The sequence below is a fragment of the Variovorax sp. CCNWLW235 genome, assembly GCF_037204085.1.
Lineage (GTDB): Bacteria > Pseudomonadota > Gammaproteobacteria > Burkholderiales > Burkholderiaceae_C > Variovorax.
In genome coordinates this window covers 37,705-53,027 of the sequence record NZ_JBBCBW010000033.1, presented here as the reverse complement: position 1 = coordinate 53,027, position 15,323 = coordinate 37,705, and the positions used below count along the sequence as shown (strand labels likewise).

Below are 15,323 nucleotides of genomic sequence, written 5' to 3'. Positions count from 1 at the left end.
GGGCGGCCACCAGGGCGGTGTCGGAGCCGTTCTGGCCGTAGAAGCCGCCCGCGAGGGTGCCGCCGGTCCAGGTGAAGGTGTCGTTGTCAGCGCCAGCATCGATGTTGCCGGCGACAGAACCTGCGACCAGGTTGATCGAGTCGTTCCCGGCGTTGGTCAGGATGTTGCCCATCAGGGTTCCGGCCGTCGTGACGGTGACTGCCCCCGTCTCATCCAGGATTGCAGTGCCGGAGCGGGTGCCGTCGAGCACGGCGCTGCCTGCGATATCGATCGTGCCGCCGCCGGCGCCGGAAGTGTGTACTGCTGCGGCCGTGCTCCCCGAGCCGCCGATTGCAGTTCCAGCCGCCGATACGACATAGCGGCCGGTTCCGCCCGACTTGGCAGATATGCCGTTGCTGTTGGTGCCAGTTGCCGAAGCCGCGAGGCCCGCAGCTTGAACAACCGTTGCCGTGCCCGCGCCGGCCGTGCCGGCCGCGAGCCCGACTGCGTCGTTTCCGTTGGCTGTCGTGCTGCCGCCGCTCTGTTCCACCGTGGCATTGCCGCTGCCGCTCGCAACGGCGCTGACAGCCCCGCCGGGACCGTTGGTGACGATCGTGCCGCCGCTTTGCACGGCACGGGCATCACCGCTACCTAAGGTTTGGGCGACGATGCCGGCGTTGACGAAGGTCGTTGATAACGCGGCGGCCGTGCCGCCGGTCTGCGTTGCCGTAGCGCTGCCATTGCCGCGGGCTAAGGCATAGACGACGTGCGATCCGTTCGTGGTGATGGACCCGCCATTTTGGGTGGCAATGGCGGCACCGGTGCTGTAAGTTTCGGCGAACAGCGCGACGCCGTCTCCTCCGGTCCCGCCCGTCGAAATCGAACCGGCGTTCTGGATCGCGGTTGCGCTGCCGCCACCGTCGGCGCGGGCGACCACGCCGAAGGAGCCCTGTCCGACACCGGTGATCGTGCCACCGTTTTGAACTGCCAAAGCGTTGCCGCCTGCCTGCTGATAGGCTTGAACCGCGGAGATCGGAACACCTGCAGAGCTTGCCTGAACCGTGATGTGCACATCTCCATTGATCTGGACTTCACGTGTTCCGACACCTGCGCCGCCTCTGTTGGCGACACCGATCAGCCCGACTGTCGGCTGAACCGTCACTGTGCCCGCGGTCCCGTCGACGATGAGCTTCACGTCTTGGGCCGAGTAGAAAATGCCGCTGGAAAAAGGGCTGGCATCCGTCGCCGGCGTCGCGTCGCCATTGCAGGTGACGGTTCCTCCCGCCGCAACGGTTCCGCACTCGCTGGCGGCCCAGGCGGACGACGCGCCGCCGAAGGCCGCTGTGGCCAAGACAACTGCGCCGAGCGTGGCGCTTGAGGACTTCTTGCCGCGCGCGGCGCAAACCTCGCTGGCTGCCACCCAGGCGCCAAGCGCCTCATTCCAAATGCTTCTAAATGACCTGTTCATGTAATGACCCTCGCTCCAAATTAGTCCAAGCGATGCGGTCGATCCGGAAACCATTTCCGGCAACCCACTGCTGTGGCACGCCGACTTTTGCGGCAGGCGTGGAGACTATTGGCTGGGTCGAATAACCTGAAGGTATTAGTTCACAAATGCCAGGTTTTAATTAACAATTCGGAGCATCGGGTTTTCCATTAGGAAATACTTCACGGCCCAGCCAATAACCGGCGCGGCCATAAATTGCCTTTTGGCCCCAAGATGTCAACAACTTCGTTAATATTTAAGTAGCAATGACAGTAAATTCAGATATGTAAATATTCACAGGACAGTAACTTGTGCAGCCTGGTTGGTGGTTAGCCGATTCGTGTAGTCCAGCGCCGGTGAGAGGCCTTGGAGCGGCTGCAAACACCGGCGGGCGAGCGGTAGCGGCGTTGTTGCAAAAAAGCTACCGCATCACGTACTTGCCGAAGTCCTCGTGTGGGGGCCGCAATTGCCGCCGAGCCCACCATGCATGCCTCTCCAAGGTCAATGTGACCGCACGAAAACGAAAGATGGGTTATCTAGGTACGGTGCACAACAACGCCCCTAGAAAAAAAGACGCCCGGGAACACCCGGGCGCCGGCTGTCATTCATGATCCGAATTTGTCAAAAATCCGTCAGACCCTCCGTTTATTAAATTTTTTACATTGAATAATTAATTAGATGATACCTAGAAGAATTAATTAATATTGCGGGATCAGTGCCCGCGAATGCTGAATAAGACCCGCCTCTACGGCATGCGCATTGGCCGCCGCCCACCCCAGCCGCCCTGCATCATTCGCGCGACCCGTGCCAGCCCGCCGGTTCCGCTGGCCGCGCGGCCAACCAGGGCACCGCCTGCCGCGCCCGCCAACACCCGGCGCACGAGCGACCGGCTGCGCCCGGCCGTCAACAGCAGCAGAACGCCCGCGCCCAGCACCGCGAGGTGCTCGCCTGGAAAGTCCGGTCGCTGCGCATCCATCTTCTTGACTGCTTCGATCTTGGATCCGATGTTCATTGGAAGCTCCTTTTCTGTACGAACTTCTTCATATCAAGCAAGGCGATGCACCGGTGTAGGCGCCGGTCACGTGCAACGCGCCGAATCGGGCGTACGGCGTTGTTTGTCAGGGTTTTCACATAGAGGAAGACCACAAACGCCCGCGCGGCCCGTCATACAGGCGTCACGAGCTATTAAAACAATAGCGTTCACTACTTTCGCGAGGATCGTTCCTCGTAAACGCTATATCTAGCCCGACTCTTGCTAAGCAAAATCCTCGACGGATTCACGTCACCCATGATCGAGGACATCGAAGCAATGAACCTTTTGCGTCTCCGGCAGCCGATGGCTGCGTTGGTGTTGGGCGGCACAGCAGCATTCTTCGGGGCGATGACCACGTCGGCCCATGCGTTCTCGAACCCGCCCATCCAAATGGCGCAAGGCGTCGAATACATGTGCGGGGGCACGAGCAAGGCCGAGGCTTCGTTCATGCAGATGGTGTCGCCGCGCTGGGCCGCGACCATCGAGTTCGGCATCAACGACAGCACGCAGAAGAGCAACTTCCCGGTGCGGGCCGCGGTTCAGGTGCGCGAAAAGTACACGGGCCGCCCCATCATGGAGGCGCAGTCGAACGGCCCTTACATGCTTGCCCGGCTCGATCCCGGTGCATACGACGTGAACGTGACGCTCGGCGGCCTGACGATCACGCAGACGCTGACCGTGATTGCCGGCGTGCCGGCCCGCGCGGTCTTCATGTGGCCGTCGAATTTCGACATGGCCTCGGTGCTGCCGCCCGCGCCGCAAACGCAGGCGTTCGCGCAGACCTCCGCCGCGCGCTAGGCGCGTTTACTCCCCGGCCTCGGTCGGGGCAGACGCCGGTCCTTCCCGTTAAGCCTTGTCTAAGCCGTGCGCCGCACAGTGGCGCCGTGGCCTTCCGCCACGCAGACAAGGAAGAAAGGATTCAGACCATGACCACCCTGATTTCATTTCGCAGGCGGCCCCTTGCGGCCGCCGCGCTGTGCGGTGCCGTTCTTTTCGCGGCGCTTTCTTCGGCGCATGCGGCAGTCAACCCGCCGATCTACATGACGCACGGCGTCGAATACATGAGCGGCGGCATCGGCAGCGACGAGGCCAAGCTGATGGAGACCGTGGCGCCGCGTTGGCCGGCCACTTTCGAATTCGCCATCAAGGACCACAAGGGCGCCGAGTTCGCGGCGGACGTCCACGTCACGGTGCGCGACAGCCGGGGTACGGCGCTGATCGACAACGTGGTGTCGGGCGGCCCGTTCATGGTGGCCCGGCTCGACCCGGGCACCTATGAAGTGGAGGCTCGCTTGCTTGGAAACACGCTCAAGCAAACGCTGCACGTCTTGCCGGGTACGCCCGCCAAGGTGGCATTTGTGTGGCCGGCGGGCACCGACATGGCATCTGCCGGCACGCGCACGGTGCAGTAGAACGCGGGGCGGGCTCCCAGGCCCGCTGCCGGAGCATGCATTCCTGCGCCGGTTTCGTCCGCAACGCCTGCTATCCGGGTGAAACACGCTATAGAAAAAATAGCGCGCCGCGGACCAGCCGGCGTCTTGAATGCACGGCATGCGCCTTGCAGATGTTGCCTCCCGGGCAGTGCCCGTTCCCATTGCCCCCATGCCGATACGTCCCCTGAGCGTTCTGACCGCGCTCCTGCATGTCTACATTGCGCTGCGCCTGGTGCCCGCGCTGGCCATGCTCACCCCGGCCTGGCCGCTGGCACTCGTCGCGCTTGCCGTTTCAGCCTTCACGATTCCGCTGCCGTTCATCTCCCGCCGTTCCGAGCGCAACGCCTCCCTGAAGGACGCGCTCAAATGGACCGGGCTGATCAGCATGGGCTGGTTCTCCTCGATGTTCGTGCTGACGCTGGTGCGCGATGCGGGCCTGCTGCTCACGTGGCTGGCAAGCGCCCTGGGGCGCGTGCAGGTGCCCTGGAGCGCAGTGCTGCCGTGGAGCGCCATGGCCGTGCTGGTGATCGCCACGCTGGCCTCTTTTGTCGGTTTTCTCAACGCGCGCCGCACGGCGGCCGTCAAGCGTGTCGAGGTTCCCATTCAAGGGCTGCCTTCCGCGCTCGAGGGCTTCACGATTGCGCAGCTCAGCGACATCCACGTGGGGCCGACGATCCGGAGCGACTACATCCAGCGCATCGTCGATGCGGTGAACCGGCTCGGCGCCGATGCCATTGCGATCACCGGCGACCTGGTGGACGGCACCGTGGCCGAGCTGCGCGAGCACATCGCGCCCTTGGCCGGGCTGCGCGCGCGGCACGGTACTTTTGTGGTGACGGGCAACCACGAGTACTACGCCGGCGCGCATGCATGGATCGATGAACTGCGCCGGCTCGGGCTGAAGGTGCTGCTCAACGAGCACGTGGTGCTGCAGACGCGCAATGTGCGCGGCGCGCAGAACGACGAAGAACTGTTCGAAAGCCAGTTGGTGCTGGCCGGGGTGACCGACTTCACCGCCGGCCATTTCGATCCCTCGCACCAAAGCGATCCGCATCTTGCGCTGTACGACGCGCCGCCACTGGTGCACACGCGCGTGCTGCTTGCCCACCAGCCGCGCAGCGCGCCGCTCGCGGCACGGGCCGGCTACCAGCTGCAGCTGTCGGGCCACACGCACGGCGGGCAGTTCTTTCCGTGGAACCTGTTCGTGCCGATGCAGCAGCCCTTCACCGCGGGCTTGCACCGGCTGCACGACATGTGGATCTACGTGAGCCGCGGCACGGGCTATTGGGGGCCGCCCAAGCGCTTTGGCGCGCCGTCTGAAATCACGCTGGTCACGCTGGTGCCGGCGCGCGGCTGACGGGCGCGCTGCCCAGTCAGGCGCGCAACTCGGCCAGGCGCCGGGCGTTCGACGTGGCCGTCGCGTGGATCGGCTTCAGCCCTTCGCGCGCAATGCGAACCGCCGCACCCGAGAGCTGGCCGGCCGAGCTGACCGCGAGGGTCGTGGCCTTGATGAAGGCGTCGCCTCGCACCGCCGCCTGTGCGGGCGTGATGCTGCCGGCCATCGAAAGAAAAGCTCCCGCGCTCAAAAACCATTGCTGCAGCACACGGCTGGGCAGCGACACATGGCTGCTGTGCCACTGCCTGACCATGGCGGCGCCTGCCTTGCCCGCGGCGGCGAGCTTTTCGTCGCCCATGAGCTGGAACTCGGCCAGATCTGCCGCGCTGGGGGCGAGCCCCGCCTTGGCCATGCGTTCGGTGCGCATGTGAATCACCGAGCCGGAAGACAGCAGCATTTCCTGGGTCTTCAAGGCCACGTCGGCCCACAACATCAGCGGGCTGGCCAAACGGGCAGCAGAGGTAAGAGACGACATGGGGCGAAGACCGATCTATGGGGGGATGAACGAACACCCACTATAGGCTTCGACGGCGTAATTTGTTGCAGTGCAACAAATTCAACTCTGCAGGAATGTTGAACAAGTCCTACCTTTTGACATGGCAATAGCCTCGCGCGGCGGCGCGGAACGGGGCGGAAAGTAATTATTTCCTTCCTTTCCATCATTTGCTTTCAAAACCCACATCATGAAAGTACAACCGTCCGCGTCCCTCGGGGCTGCCGTGTTCGCAGGCATTCTCTGCCTGCTGGGCACCGAGGCTCATGCGTTCGAAGACAGCGCACGCGGCATCTATTTCGAGGGCGGCCGTGCACCGCATGGCGACAAAGGGGCCACCAATTCAGCCACCGTGGGCGTCACGTTGCCCTGGTCGTTGCGCCAGCCGGTGCACGAAGGCGCGCTGACTTCCTATTGGGACCTGTTCATCAGCCAGTGGCATGCGCCGGCGCTCGGCAGCGGCTCGCGCAACTACACGCAGATTGGCGCCATCTACACCTGGCGCTACCGCTTCGGCGGCGGCAGTTCCCCCTGGTTCGCCGAAGGCGGCGTGGGCGGCACGGTCATGGACCACCTCTACAAGACGCCCGACCGCACCTTCAGCACCGCATTCCAGTTCACCGAGGTGCTGGGCGTGGGACGCAGCTTTGGCGAGAACGGCCGGCATGAACTCACGCTGCGGCTGCAGCACTTTTCGAACGCCGGCATCAAGAAGCCGAACCCGGGCGAAAACTTTGTCCGGCTGCGCTACACCTATCACTTCTAGAAAAAGAACAAGAACGCTCAGCGCGTGGTCGCGCGCAAGCGCCGGGTGCGCAGTTCGGTCACGAAGTAGGCCACGGTGGCAACGGCCAGCGGCAAGAGGTAATAAAGCCCCCGGTACACCAGCAGCACGCCCAGCAGCTTGCCCTGCGGCACCTGGTGCGAGAGCAGGGCGATGAACACCGCTTCCAGCACGCCAAGGCCCGCCGGCACGTGCGTGACCACGCCCGCCACCGCGGCGACCAGCAGCACCGCGAGCACCTGGTGGTAAGCCACCTCGCCCTGCAGCAGCACCCAGATCACGCCGCCGATGAGCGACCAGTTCAGGCACGACATGGCCAGTTGCAGCAAGGCCATGCGCAGCTTCGGCACCTTGAACAGATATCGGTGGATGCGAAAGACGCGCCCGCTGGCCACCGCGCACAGCACCAGATAGGCCGCCGCCAGCAACAACAGCACCGCGCCAAGAATGCGCAGGCCGCCGTTGTCGATCTTCCATTCGTCCGGCAACGCCATCGGCCAGAAACAGAAGGCCGCGCCCGCCACCACCAGGTAGCCGAGCCAGTTGGTCAGCATGCTGAAGCCGAGCACGCGCGTGATGGTGTCGTTGGAAAGCCCCAGGCGCGAATAGAGCCGGTAGCGAAACGCGACGCCGCCCACCAGCGAACCCAGGTTCAAGTTGAAGGCATAGCTGATGAAGGTGACCCCCATCACGCTTGATGCGCGGAGCCGGTGGCGGGTGAGATACCGCCCCAGCAGGTCGTACGTGCTGTAGGTGGCAAAGCTGCCGGCCGCCAGCGCGCCCGCCAGCAGCAGCGTTGAAGCAGGCAGCGCGCGCATGGCGTCGAACACTTCTTGCCAGTCGATGGCGCGCGCCTGGTTTACGAGCAGCCACGCAATCAGGCCGAAGAAACCCCACACCGCGATGCGGCGCACCCAGGGCCACCACGGGCGGTGCGCGAGGCTCATGGTGCTCATGGGAAAGCCGCCGCGCAGTTCGCAGCCTGGTTCGCCCGGTGATCAGCCCGCCGGGTCATGCCGCTTCCGTCGTCTGGGTGGCACCGTTGTCGCCGGTCTTCTCGCGCTGGTCGCGCTTTTCGGCAAGGTCGGTGGCCTGGGCCAGCGTGAGGCGCGGCACCTGGCGCGGCAACCAGCCCAGCCACGAGGGATACCAGCGCAAGAAGTGGAAGATGAAGAAGCTGCGCACCAGCCGCCAGCCGCTCCATTCGCTCTCCAGGTCGTCCTCGCGAATCAGCTTGCAGCTCTCGCGCATGAGCGTGTCCATGCGCTGCCACAGCAACTCGTTGAACGCCTTGTCGCGCGCGATCACGTTGGCTTCCAGGTTGAGCGAGAGGCTCAGAGGATCGAGGTTGCTCGAACCCACGGTGCTCCAGTCGTCGTCGATCAGCGCGATCTTCGCGTGCAGCGGTCGGTCGCAGTATTCGAAGATGCGTACGCCCGAATGCAGCAGGTGGTGATAGAGCATGCTCGCCGCCGTCTTGACGATCGGCATGTCGGGCTCGCCCTGGAGGATGAGCCGCACATCCACGCCGCGGCGCGCGGCGCGTCGCAGTTCCTTGATGAGCCGGTAGCCCGGAAAGAAATACGCATTGGCAATCACGATGCGCCGTCGCGCGGCGCGGATGGCGGCCAGGTACTGGCGTTCGATGTCGTTGGTATGGCGGCGGTTGTCGCGCGTGACGAACATCGCCTCCACTTCGCCCACGTGCTCCCGCGCCACAGGCGGCGCCTGCTTGAGGCGGCGCCGAAACCAGCGCGGCCCCTTGTCGCCGAGTGCAATGGCACGCAGCACGAACTGGTGGATCTGCGCCACGATCGGCCCGCGGAGCTCGACCGAGTAGTCCTGCTTGGCCTTGGGGCCGAAGTCGAGCAGATGGTCGGCCGAATAGTTGATGCCGCCGACGAACGCCAGCTCGCCGTCGACCACCACGATCTTGCGGTGCATGCGGCGAAACACGTTGAGCCGCTGACCCAGGATGCGCTTGCCCGGATCGAACACCCGCATCTTCACGCCGACCGAGCTCAGGCCTTCGATGTACTCGCGCGAAAGATCCGGCGAGCCGAAGCCGTCGACCAGCACATCGACCTTCACGCCGCGCTGGGCCGCCGCGCGCATGGCGGCATGCAGCGCCATGCCAACCTTGTCCTCGAAGAGGATGAAGGTCTCGATGATCACCTCGCGCCTGGCCTGGCGAATAGCGTCGAACACGCGCGGAAAGAACTCCTCGCCGTTCTCCAGCAATGAAATGCTGTTGCCACCGACCCAGCGGGCTCTCTGGTCCATGTCGGCCACCATCTTCAAAGGTCGATGTTCGCCACCAGCGGCGCATGGTCCGACAGGTGCGACCAGGGCTTGCGCGGCAGCACCACCGGCGCATGAACGCCCGCGTTGCGAACATAGATGCGGTCGAGCGACAGCAGCGGAAAGCGCGACGGAAAAGTCTTGGCGGCCGCGCCGTTCGCACTCACGAACACTTCGCGCAGTGCGGCGCCTTCTTCGAGCACCCGGTGGGCGCGCCCGCGCCAGTCGTTGAAGTCGCCCGCCACGATCAGCGGCGCATCGGCGGGCACTTCGTCGCGCACGATATGGCACAGCAGCTCCAGCTGCTGCTGGCGGTGCGCCTCGGCCAAGCCCAGGTGGGCGCAGATGGCATGCACATCGATGGGCCGGCCGGGCAGCCGCAGAACGCAATGCAGCAGGCCGCGCTTTTCAGGGCCGGCCACCGACACGTCGTGGTTGCGGTAGTGCACGATCGGAAACTTGGACAGCACCGCATTGCCGTGATGCCCGCGCGGGTACACGGCATTGCGCCCGTAGGCGAACTGCGGCCACATGGTGTCGGCTAGAAATTCGTAGTGCGGCGCCTCGGGCCAGTTGTTCACCTTGCGCGAGTGGCGCGAATGGGTGCCGAGCACTTCCTGCAGAAACACCACGTCGGCGCCCACCGTGCGCACCGCATCCCGCAGTTCCGGAAGGATGAACTTGCGGTTGAGTGCGGTGAAGCCCTTGTGGGTGTTCACGGTCATCACCTTGAGCGAGGTCGGCGCGGCGGCGGCGAGTGGAATCGGGGAGGAAGACATCTGTTCTGCGGTTGTACGTTGCCGCGCCGCCCGCGCCTGTAGGAACGCGCCACCTTCTTGCCGCCTTTGCCTCCGGCCTTCGCGACAGGGGGGCCGGCTCCTACAGGCAGGCCTGCCGCACCCCGACACAGGCGCCATGACGGGCCTCCTACGGTGAATTCAGGGCCGGGTAACGGCCCGTCTTCTTTCTACTTCGTTCATCCGCAGAGACAAGCAAAGGAACACACCATGAAGCACGCAGTCTTTCACGCCACGGTGCTGGCCGGCCTGATGGCCGCCGCCGGCGCCGCCATGGCGCAAGCCACGTCGATACCCGCGCAGCCCGATCCGGCCGTGGGCGGCCAGGCCAGCACGCAAACGCCCTCCGGCGTGCCCAATCCGCCGCAACGGCCCGATGCGAGCATGCCCAATTCGCGCGAAGCGGTGAAGGCCGAGGCCCGCGCCCACAACCGCAACAACATCAACAACCCGGTGCCCAAGGGCGAGGCCAGCACCACGGTGAATGCGCAGCCCAACGCCATGCCGCAACCCACGGGTGCGATGTCGCGCGCCGAGGTCAGCCAGCAGGCCCGCAAGACCAAGCCGCAGTTCGGCCAGAAGGGTGAAAGGCCCGATGTGCCGACCAACCCGACCGAGAAGACCGGCACGCCGCAATAAGCGCCTGTGTACGAAGAAAGCCCGCCATGCACTGCTGCATGGCGGGCTTTTTCATGCGTGCGCCTTGTCAGGCGCCTTCAGGCGCGGCGTTCAGCTCTTGGCAGGTGCCGCGGTGTGGCCGGCGTCGCCATGGCCGTGATGACCGCGGTGGCCGCGATGCCCGTGCATGCCGGCATGCACCGTTTCCGCGTCGAAGGTCTTCTGCTGCTCGGGCGTCAGCGCGGCATAGAAGGTCTTGGTGGCTTCGGCGCGCTTGGCGAACCTTGCGCTGCGCTCGGCCTGGCGGGCCTGCATGCGCTCCAGCCGCTCGGGCGTGGTCAGCTTGGCAAATTCCGCGCGGTCCATGCGCTGCGGGCGGGCACCGGCCGGCGGCTGGGTGGCCGTCGTGAAGCTGGCCCATGCGCTTTCTTGTGCGGAGGTCAGCTTGAGCTTTTCCTTCAGCGCGGCCAGGCGCTTGGCGCGGTGCTCTTGCATGCGCTCCATGCGCTGGGCGGGGTCCATGCGCTTGTGCTGCGCCTTGGGTGCCGCGCCGTCGGCTTGCGCAACGGCGGCGGGCGGGGTGGCGGAGGTCGCGGGCGCAGCCGGGGCCTGTGCAAAGGCGCCCGAAGAGGCGAGGGCGGCCGAGCCGAGAAGGCTGGCCCAGACGATGCGTTGGCGAAGAGAGATCATGAGAAGTGCTTCCTTTCGAAGAAGCCCGCCGCCAATGGGCAGCAGGTGAAGCGAAGTGTGGAAGACCTCTGTATCTCCCAGGTGAGCCGAAAGTGAGCGTGCGCAAAGAATCATGAACCGAACGGGCTCCACCGCTCGAAGCGTGATTTATTTGGGCCTTGGAGGCTTCAATCCACGGTCGGGCGACTGCAGCTTGCCGGTGCGCATCTCGCCCACCGCCAACGCCACGGCGCGCGCCACGTTGCGCACCTCTTCCTGCACGTCTTCGTCGGCGTCCAGGGCGTCGTGGCTGGTGGCATAGGGCTCGTAGTAGCCGATGTAGCGGTCGAAGCGGGCCTGCGAGCCGGCATCGATCAGCCCCATCCAGTCGAGCCAGTCCGACAGGTTGCGGCGCACGCTCTCCACGCCGGCCACGTCGCCGTGCACCACCACGCCGTAGACGCGGCCTTCAAGATGCTTGGGATAGCCCCAGCCCTCGAGTTCGAGCGCCTTCGCTTCTTCGGGCTTCTTGCCGTGGGTGCTGGTGGGATCGGGATTGCCGCCGTCGGCGCACACCAGCCGGTCGATCATGAGCTTGAGCGGGCTGGCCGACTGGTACCAGTGCGTGGGCGTGAACACGATCACCCCGTGCGCGGCCACCCAGCGTTCGTAGATCTCGTTCATCCAGTCGCCGGTCTGGCGCATCGAGTGGTTGGGATAGCAGCTGCAGGGCCAGTGGCACAGCGGCATGGCGGTGGAAACGCAGCCTTTGCACGGATGAATGTGGCGCCCGTAGTCGGAGGTGAGCAGGCTCAGGTCGAGCACGTCGGCCTCTATGCCGCAGCCCTCGAGCACCTCGCGCGCGAGCTGCACCAGCCGCCACGTCTTCGAAATTTCGCCGGGGCAGGTGCCGTCGTTGCGCGGCGAGCCGTTGACCAGCAGCACGCGCGACCGCGTCTGCGGACTGCGCCAGGACGCCTGGGCCGCATCGATGCGCGCCTTGGCTTCGAGCCAGTCGACGGAGAGGTCGTAGTCAGGGTCGGCATAGCCCGGGCCGGCCTTGCGAGTGACGGGCGCCTTGCGGCCCTCCTGGTAGGCCTCCCAAGCGACGAGTTCGATGCGCTGCAGTGCTTCTTTCTCGGCTTCGAAGGCGGGGTCGCGAAACGGCTGCATGAAGCGCTCGTGAAACTGCTCGCGCTTCAATGTCTCGGGTGCCTGTCCCTTGCGGACTTTGGGGGCTTTGGTCGCGGCTGTCGGAGGGGGCGTGCTGGAGGGCATGACGGCAATCTATGCCGAGCCCGCGCGCCTGTGACCTGCGGACGGTGCCGATTTTCGGTAGGCCTGCGACTACAGCGTCATCCGAATTTGCCGTTCTGAAAATCGTGCACCGCTTCTTTCACCTGCTCCTGCGTGTTCATCACGAAGGGGCCGTATTGGGCAATGGGCTCGTTCAGCGGCTTGCCGGCAATCAGCAGCACGCGCGCAGGGCTGTGGTTGGTGGCACCCGCGCGCAGCACCACGCCGTCGCTGCCCGGGTCGTTCGCCAGAATAGCCATGCGGCGCGTCGGCACCTCGCTGCCCGCAATCCACACCGACTCGCGGTACACATACACCAGCGCGTTGTGGTCGTCGGGCAAGGGCTGCGCAAACTCGGCTCCGGGCGGCAGGCTGAGGTCGAGGTACAGCGGCTCGGTTTGCTCGCGCCGCACCGCGCCTTCGATGCCGTGGCTTTCGCCCGCGATCACGCGCACGTGCACGCCCGCGGCGGTGGTGTATTCAGGAATTTCCTCGCTCTGGATGTCGCGGTACCAGGGCTCTCGCATCTTGTCCCTGGCCGGCAGGTTGAGCCAGAGCTGAAAGCCTTCCATCAGGCCTTCTTCCTGCTCGGGCAGCTCGCTGTGCACCAGCCCGCGGCCGGCCGTCATCCATTGCACGCCGCCGTTTTGCAGCAGCCCCTCGTGGCCTGCGCTGTCGCGGTGGCGCATGCGGCCCGCAATCATGTAGGTCACGGTTTCGAAGCCCCGGTGCGGATGGTTGGGAAAGCCGCCGATGTAGTCGCCCGGGTTGTCGCTGCCGAAGGCGTCGAGCATCAGGTAGGGGTCGAGCCGCTTCTGCAGCGGCTGCTGCAGCACGCGGGTGAGTTTGACGCCGTCGCCATCGCTGGTGGAAACACCGGCCACGATGTGGTCGATGCCGCGCGGCGTGGCCACGGGATCGGTGGGGTGGTTTGCGTTCTTCATGCGGCCATGGTGGCACTAACGCCCCGACCGCGCCACCCGTGGGGGTGCCGGTTTCAGGCTACGAAATCAGCGCGGCCACTGCTGCCGCTGCCAGTAGCGGTACTGCCACTGCGTGGAAAAACCGGCGCGCCGGTAGAGCGCATGGGCCGGCATGTTGTGCGCATCGACCTGCAGGAACACGCGTTCGAAGCCGCGTTCGAGCGCGGCCTGCGCCAGCCCGGCCAGCACGCGTCCGGCCAGGCCCCGGCCGCGCTGCGACTGCTCGGTGCGCATGCCATGGACGCTGGCCCATCCGTGGCCGAAGGCCATGGCGCCCGCCGCGACGGTGCGGCGCCCCTCGCGCACGCTGGCGTAGAGCGAGCCCTTGGCGCGGGACAGCGCCCGCACGCGATGCGCGCCATCGACCGGATCGAAGCCCTCGCCGAGAAACAGCGTGGCCCAGGCATCGTCGGGTGCGGCATCGACGTCGGCCAGCGCCGCGTCGGCCGGGGCCACCTGCCGCATGCGCCTTGCCGAGCCGATTTGCACGCAGGTGGGCGAATCGCCCACGTAATGCCGCTGCTCCAGTTCGGCCCGCAATGGGTCGAAGCAGGCGGTGTCGGCCAGGCGGAACGCGGGCACGAACTGGTGGCTGTCGTAGCGGGCCTCGATGCGGTCGAGCGTGCTGTCGCTCACGGCCCCCCGGTGCAGCGGAACGGCCGACCTCGCGCGCTTGACGGTGCCATCGTCGAACGGCAACAACCAGCCGTCGAGCTCTTCGACCGCAAGGGGCGACACGGCGGCGACGGTGGCGCGCTCGATGGCTTCGACCTCGTCAGTCTCTCCGAAGGTGCTGGTGTCGTTCATGGGGTTGCCTCGGGTGCCGCGAACTTGGCGGCCGCCACGCTCTTGAGCAACGCCTCGCGCTGGTTGCGGCTGATGCCGCGCACGCTCTCGGCCACCCACTTGGTGCGGTCGGGGTCGATGCGGCCGTCGCGCCGCCATTGTTCGAGCACCGCATGCGGCTTGTGCAGCATGGCCGCGAGCCACACGGCCTGCGCAGGCTCCAGGTTGCGAGCCGGACGCTTGAAGTAGCGCCGCGCGGCGGCTTCGGCGCCGCACAGGTTGCCGCCCCAGGGCGCGTTGTCCAGGTACAGCTGCAGGATGCGCGCCTTGCCCAGCGTCTGCTCCATTTCGACCGCATAGAGCAGTTCGCGCAGCTTGCGTTCCGCCGTGCGGTCGCTGCCCGTCACCAGCAGCTTGGCCAGCTGCTGCGTGAGCGTGCTGCCGCCGCGCTTGGTCTGGCCGTCCTTCTGGTTGTTGTCGAGCGAGGCGACGATTTCCGCCAGGTCGTAGCCGGCATGGGTGAAAAAGCGCTGGTCTTCGGCCGCGATGACGGAGCGCGCCAGCCAGCTGTCGTTGGCCAGCTTCGACGGCGCGCCGCAGCCGGTGCGTGCGCCGAGCATGGCTTCGGTGCCCAGCCCTTCGACAGTGAACTGGCTGACGACGGGAACCACCGCGAACGTGCCCTCGGGCAACGCGACCTGCCCGCGAAGCGCCAGCGTGCCGCCGATGCGCGCGCGCTGCAGTTCAGGCAGGTTGGGCGCAAGCACCGCGTACCAGCGTGCAATGGGTGCGTCCTTGATGTCGGCGCTGAGCAGCAGGTTCTTGGGCGTGAGGCGGCCTTCCCACTGGCCGTGGATCACGGCCGACGCATCGGCGCTGCGGGGCGTGGCTTCGAGGATGCCCGTCAGGGTGTTGCCGTCGCGCTTGACGGTGGCAAGCAGGCCTTCGACCCGGATCGGCTGCGTGCCGAGCGCCGGAATCTCGACCGTGCAGGGCGCGCAGCGCAGTTCGAGCGCGCCGGCCTCGTTCTTCCAAGCGAAATGCACGGTGCCGAAGCGGGTGTCGAGCGCGTGTCCGTCGAGGTGCGGCGCAAGCCACGGGGAAGTGGCCAGGCGCACCGCCGTGGGCACGCCGACTTCGAAGCCCAGCGGACCGGCCTTGACCGTGCTGCGCCATTCGCCCGGTGCGGGCGCGAGGGCGAACTTCACTATCAGGAAGATAGCTATCGCTGCAGTGACTACAAGGGCCAACAGCCCGTAAATCGCAGAT

General features: G+C 65.8%; 16 protein-coding genes. 5 read left to right on the top strand and 11 right to left on the bottom strand.

Annotated elements, in window-relative coordinates; translation table 11 throughout:
- On the bottom strand, nt 1-1,447 hold a 1,447-nt coding region (locus tag V9L21_RS24920; protein WP_337315472.1), incomplete at its 3' end, for an ESPR domain-containing protein.
- 763 nt (nt 1,448-2,210) lie between these two features.
- Nucleotides 2,211-2,477, bottom strand: coding sequence for a hypothetical protein (locus tag V9L21_RS24915; protein ID WP_337315470.1), 267 nt, complete (start codon nt 2,475-2,477; stop codon nt 2,211-2,213).
- 297 nt (nt 2,478-2,774) lie between these two features.
- Between V9L21_RS24915 and V9L21_RS24910 the strand changes: the two genes are divergently transcribed.
- The 3 genes from V9L21_RS24910 (at nt 2,775) to V9L21_RS24900 (ending at nt 5,288) form a co-directional block, all read left to right on the top strand.
- Nucleotides 2,775-3,296, top strand: coding sequence for a hypothetical protein (locus tag V9L21_RS24910; RefSeq protein ID WP_337315468.1), 522 nt, complete (start codon nt 2,775-2,777; stop codon nt 3,294-3,296).
- 128 nt (nt 3,297-3,424) lie between these two features.
- Nucleotides 3,425-3,910 carry a hypothetical protein gene (locus tag V9L21_RS24905; protein WP_337315467.1) on the top strand — a complete coding sequence of 162 codons (486 nt, stop codon included), beginning with the start codon at nt 3,425-3,427 and terminating at the stop codon, nt 3,908-3,910.
- 130 nt (nt 3,911-4,040) lie between these two features.
- The gene (locus V9L21_RS24900; RefSeq protein ID WP_337315466.1) at nt 4,041-5,288 is read left to right on the top strand and encodes a metallophosphoesterase; all 1,248 of its coding nucleotides are present in this window, start codon (nt 4,041-4,043) and stop codon (nt 5,286-5,288) included.
- A gap of 16 nt (nt 5,289-5,304) precedes the next feature.
- On the opposite strand, the gene V9L21_RS24895 is transcribed toward V9L21_RS24900, so the two are convergent.
- Nucleotides 5,305-5,802 carry a polyhydroxyalkanoate granule-associated phasin gene (locus V9L21_RS24895; RefSeq protein ID WP_337315465.1) on the bottom strand — a complete coding sequence of 166 codons (498 nt, stop codon included), beginning with the start codon at nt 5,800-5,802 and terminating at the stop codon, nt 5,305-5,307.
- A 208-nt stretch (nt 5,803-6,010) separates the two neighbouring features.
- Between V9L21_RS24895 and V9L21_RS24890 the strand changes: the two genes are divergently transcribed.
- A complete protein-coding gene (locus V9L21_RS24890) occupies nt 6,011-6,586 on the top strand; it encodes an acyloxyacyl hydrolase (RefSeq protein ID WP_337315463.1) in 576 nt (191 codons plus the stop codon).
- Between the two features lie 17 nt (nt 6,587-6,603).
- Here the strand turns inward: V9L21_RS24890 and V9L21_RS24885 are convergent, their stop codons facing one another.
- From V9L21_RS24885 to V9L21_RS24875, 3 genes are read right to left on the bottom strand one after another with little or no spacing between them, the layout of a single operon-like run.
- Nucleotides 6,604-7,560 carry a lysylphosphatidylglycerol synthase domain-containing protein gene (locus V9L21_RS24885; protein WP_337315462.1) on the bottom strand — a complete coding sequence of 319 codons (957 nt, stop codon included), beginning with the start codon at nt 7,558-7,560 and terminating at the stop codon, nt 6,604-6,606.
- Nucleotides 7,561-7,615: 55 nt separating this feature from the next.
- Nucleotides 7,616-8,887, bottom strand: a complete 1,272-nt coding sequence (clsB, locus tag V9L21_RS24880) for a cardiolipin synthase ClsB (protein WP_337315461.1) — start codon at nt 8,885-8,887, stop codon at nt 7,616-7,618.
- A gap of 14 nt (nt 8,888-8,901) precedes the next feature.
- Entirely contained in the window at nt 8,902-9,684 is a 783-nt protein-coding gene (locus tag V9L21_RS24875; protein ID WP_337315460.1) for an endonuclease/exonuclease/phosphatase family protein, read from the bottom strand.
- Between the two features lie 228 nt (nt 9,685-9,912).
- Between V9L21_RS24875 and V9L21_RS24870 the strand changes: the two genes are divergently transcribed.
- Nucleotides 9,913-10,341 (top strand): serine/threonine protein kinase, encoded by a 429-nt coding sequence (locus V9L21_RS24870; protein ID WP_337315459.1) that lies wholly within the window; start codon nt 9,913-9,915, stop codon nt 10,339-10,341.
- A gap of 90 nt (nt 10,342-10,431) precedes the next feature.
- On the opposite strand, the gene V9L21_RS24865 is transcribed toward V9L21_RS24870, so the two are convergent.
- From V9L21_RS24865 to V9L21_RS24845, 5 genes are all read right to left on the bottom strand, one after another.
- Nucleotides 10,432-11,010 carry a Spy/CpxP family protein refolding chaperone gene (locus V9L21_RS24865; protein ID WP_337315458.1) on the bottom strand — a complete coding sequence of 193 codons (579 nt, stop codon included), beginning with the start codon at nt 11,008-11,010 and terminating at the stop codon, nt 10,432-10,434.
- A gap of 147 nt (nt 11,011-11,157) precedes the next feature.
- Nucleotides 11,158-12,267 carry a flavodoxin family protein gene (locus tag V9L21_RS24860; RefSeq protein WP_337315457.1) on the bottom strand — a complete coding sequence of 370 codons (1,110 nt, stop codon included), beginning with the start codon at nt 12,265-12,267 and terminating at the stop codon, nt 11,158-11,160.
- Nucleotides 12,268-12,344: 77 nt separating this feature from the next.
- Complete coding sequence (locus V9L21_RS24855) at nt 12,345-13,229, bottom strand: pirin family protein (protein ID WP_337315456.1); 885 nt, start codon at nt 13,227-13,229, stop codon at nt 12,345-12,347.
- 66 nt (nt 13,230-13,295) lie between these two features.
- On the bottom strand, nt 13,296-14,075 hold the full coding sequence (locus V9L21_RS24850; RefSeq protein WP_337315455.1) for a GNAT family N-acetyltransferase: 780 nt from the start codon (nt 14,073-14,075) through the stop codon (nt 13,296-13,298).
- On the bottom strand, nt 14,072-15,262 hold the full coding sequence (locus V9L21_RS24845) for a biosynthetic peptidoglycan transglycosylase (RefSeq protein ID WP_337315454.1): 1,191 nt from the start codon (nt 15,260-15,262) through the stop codon (nt 14,072-14,074). Before V9L21_RS24845 ends, V9L21_RS24850 begins: the two co-directional genes overlap by 4 nt.
- Nucleotides 15,263-15,323: the final 61 nt, after the last annotated feature.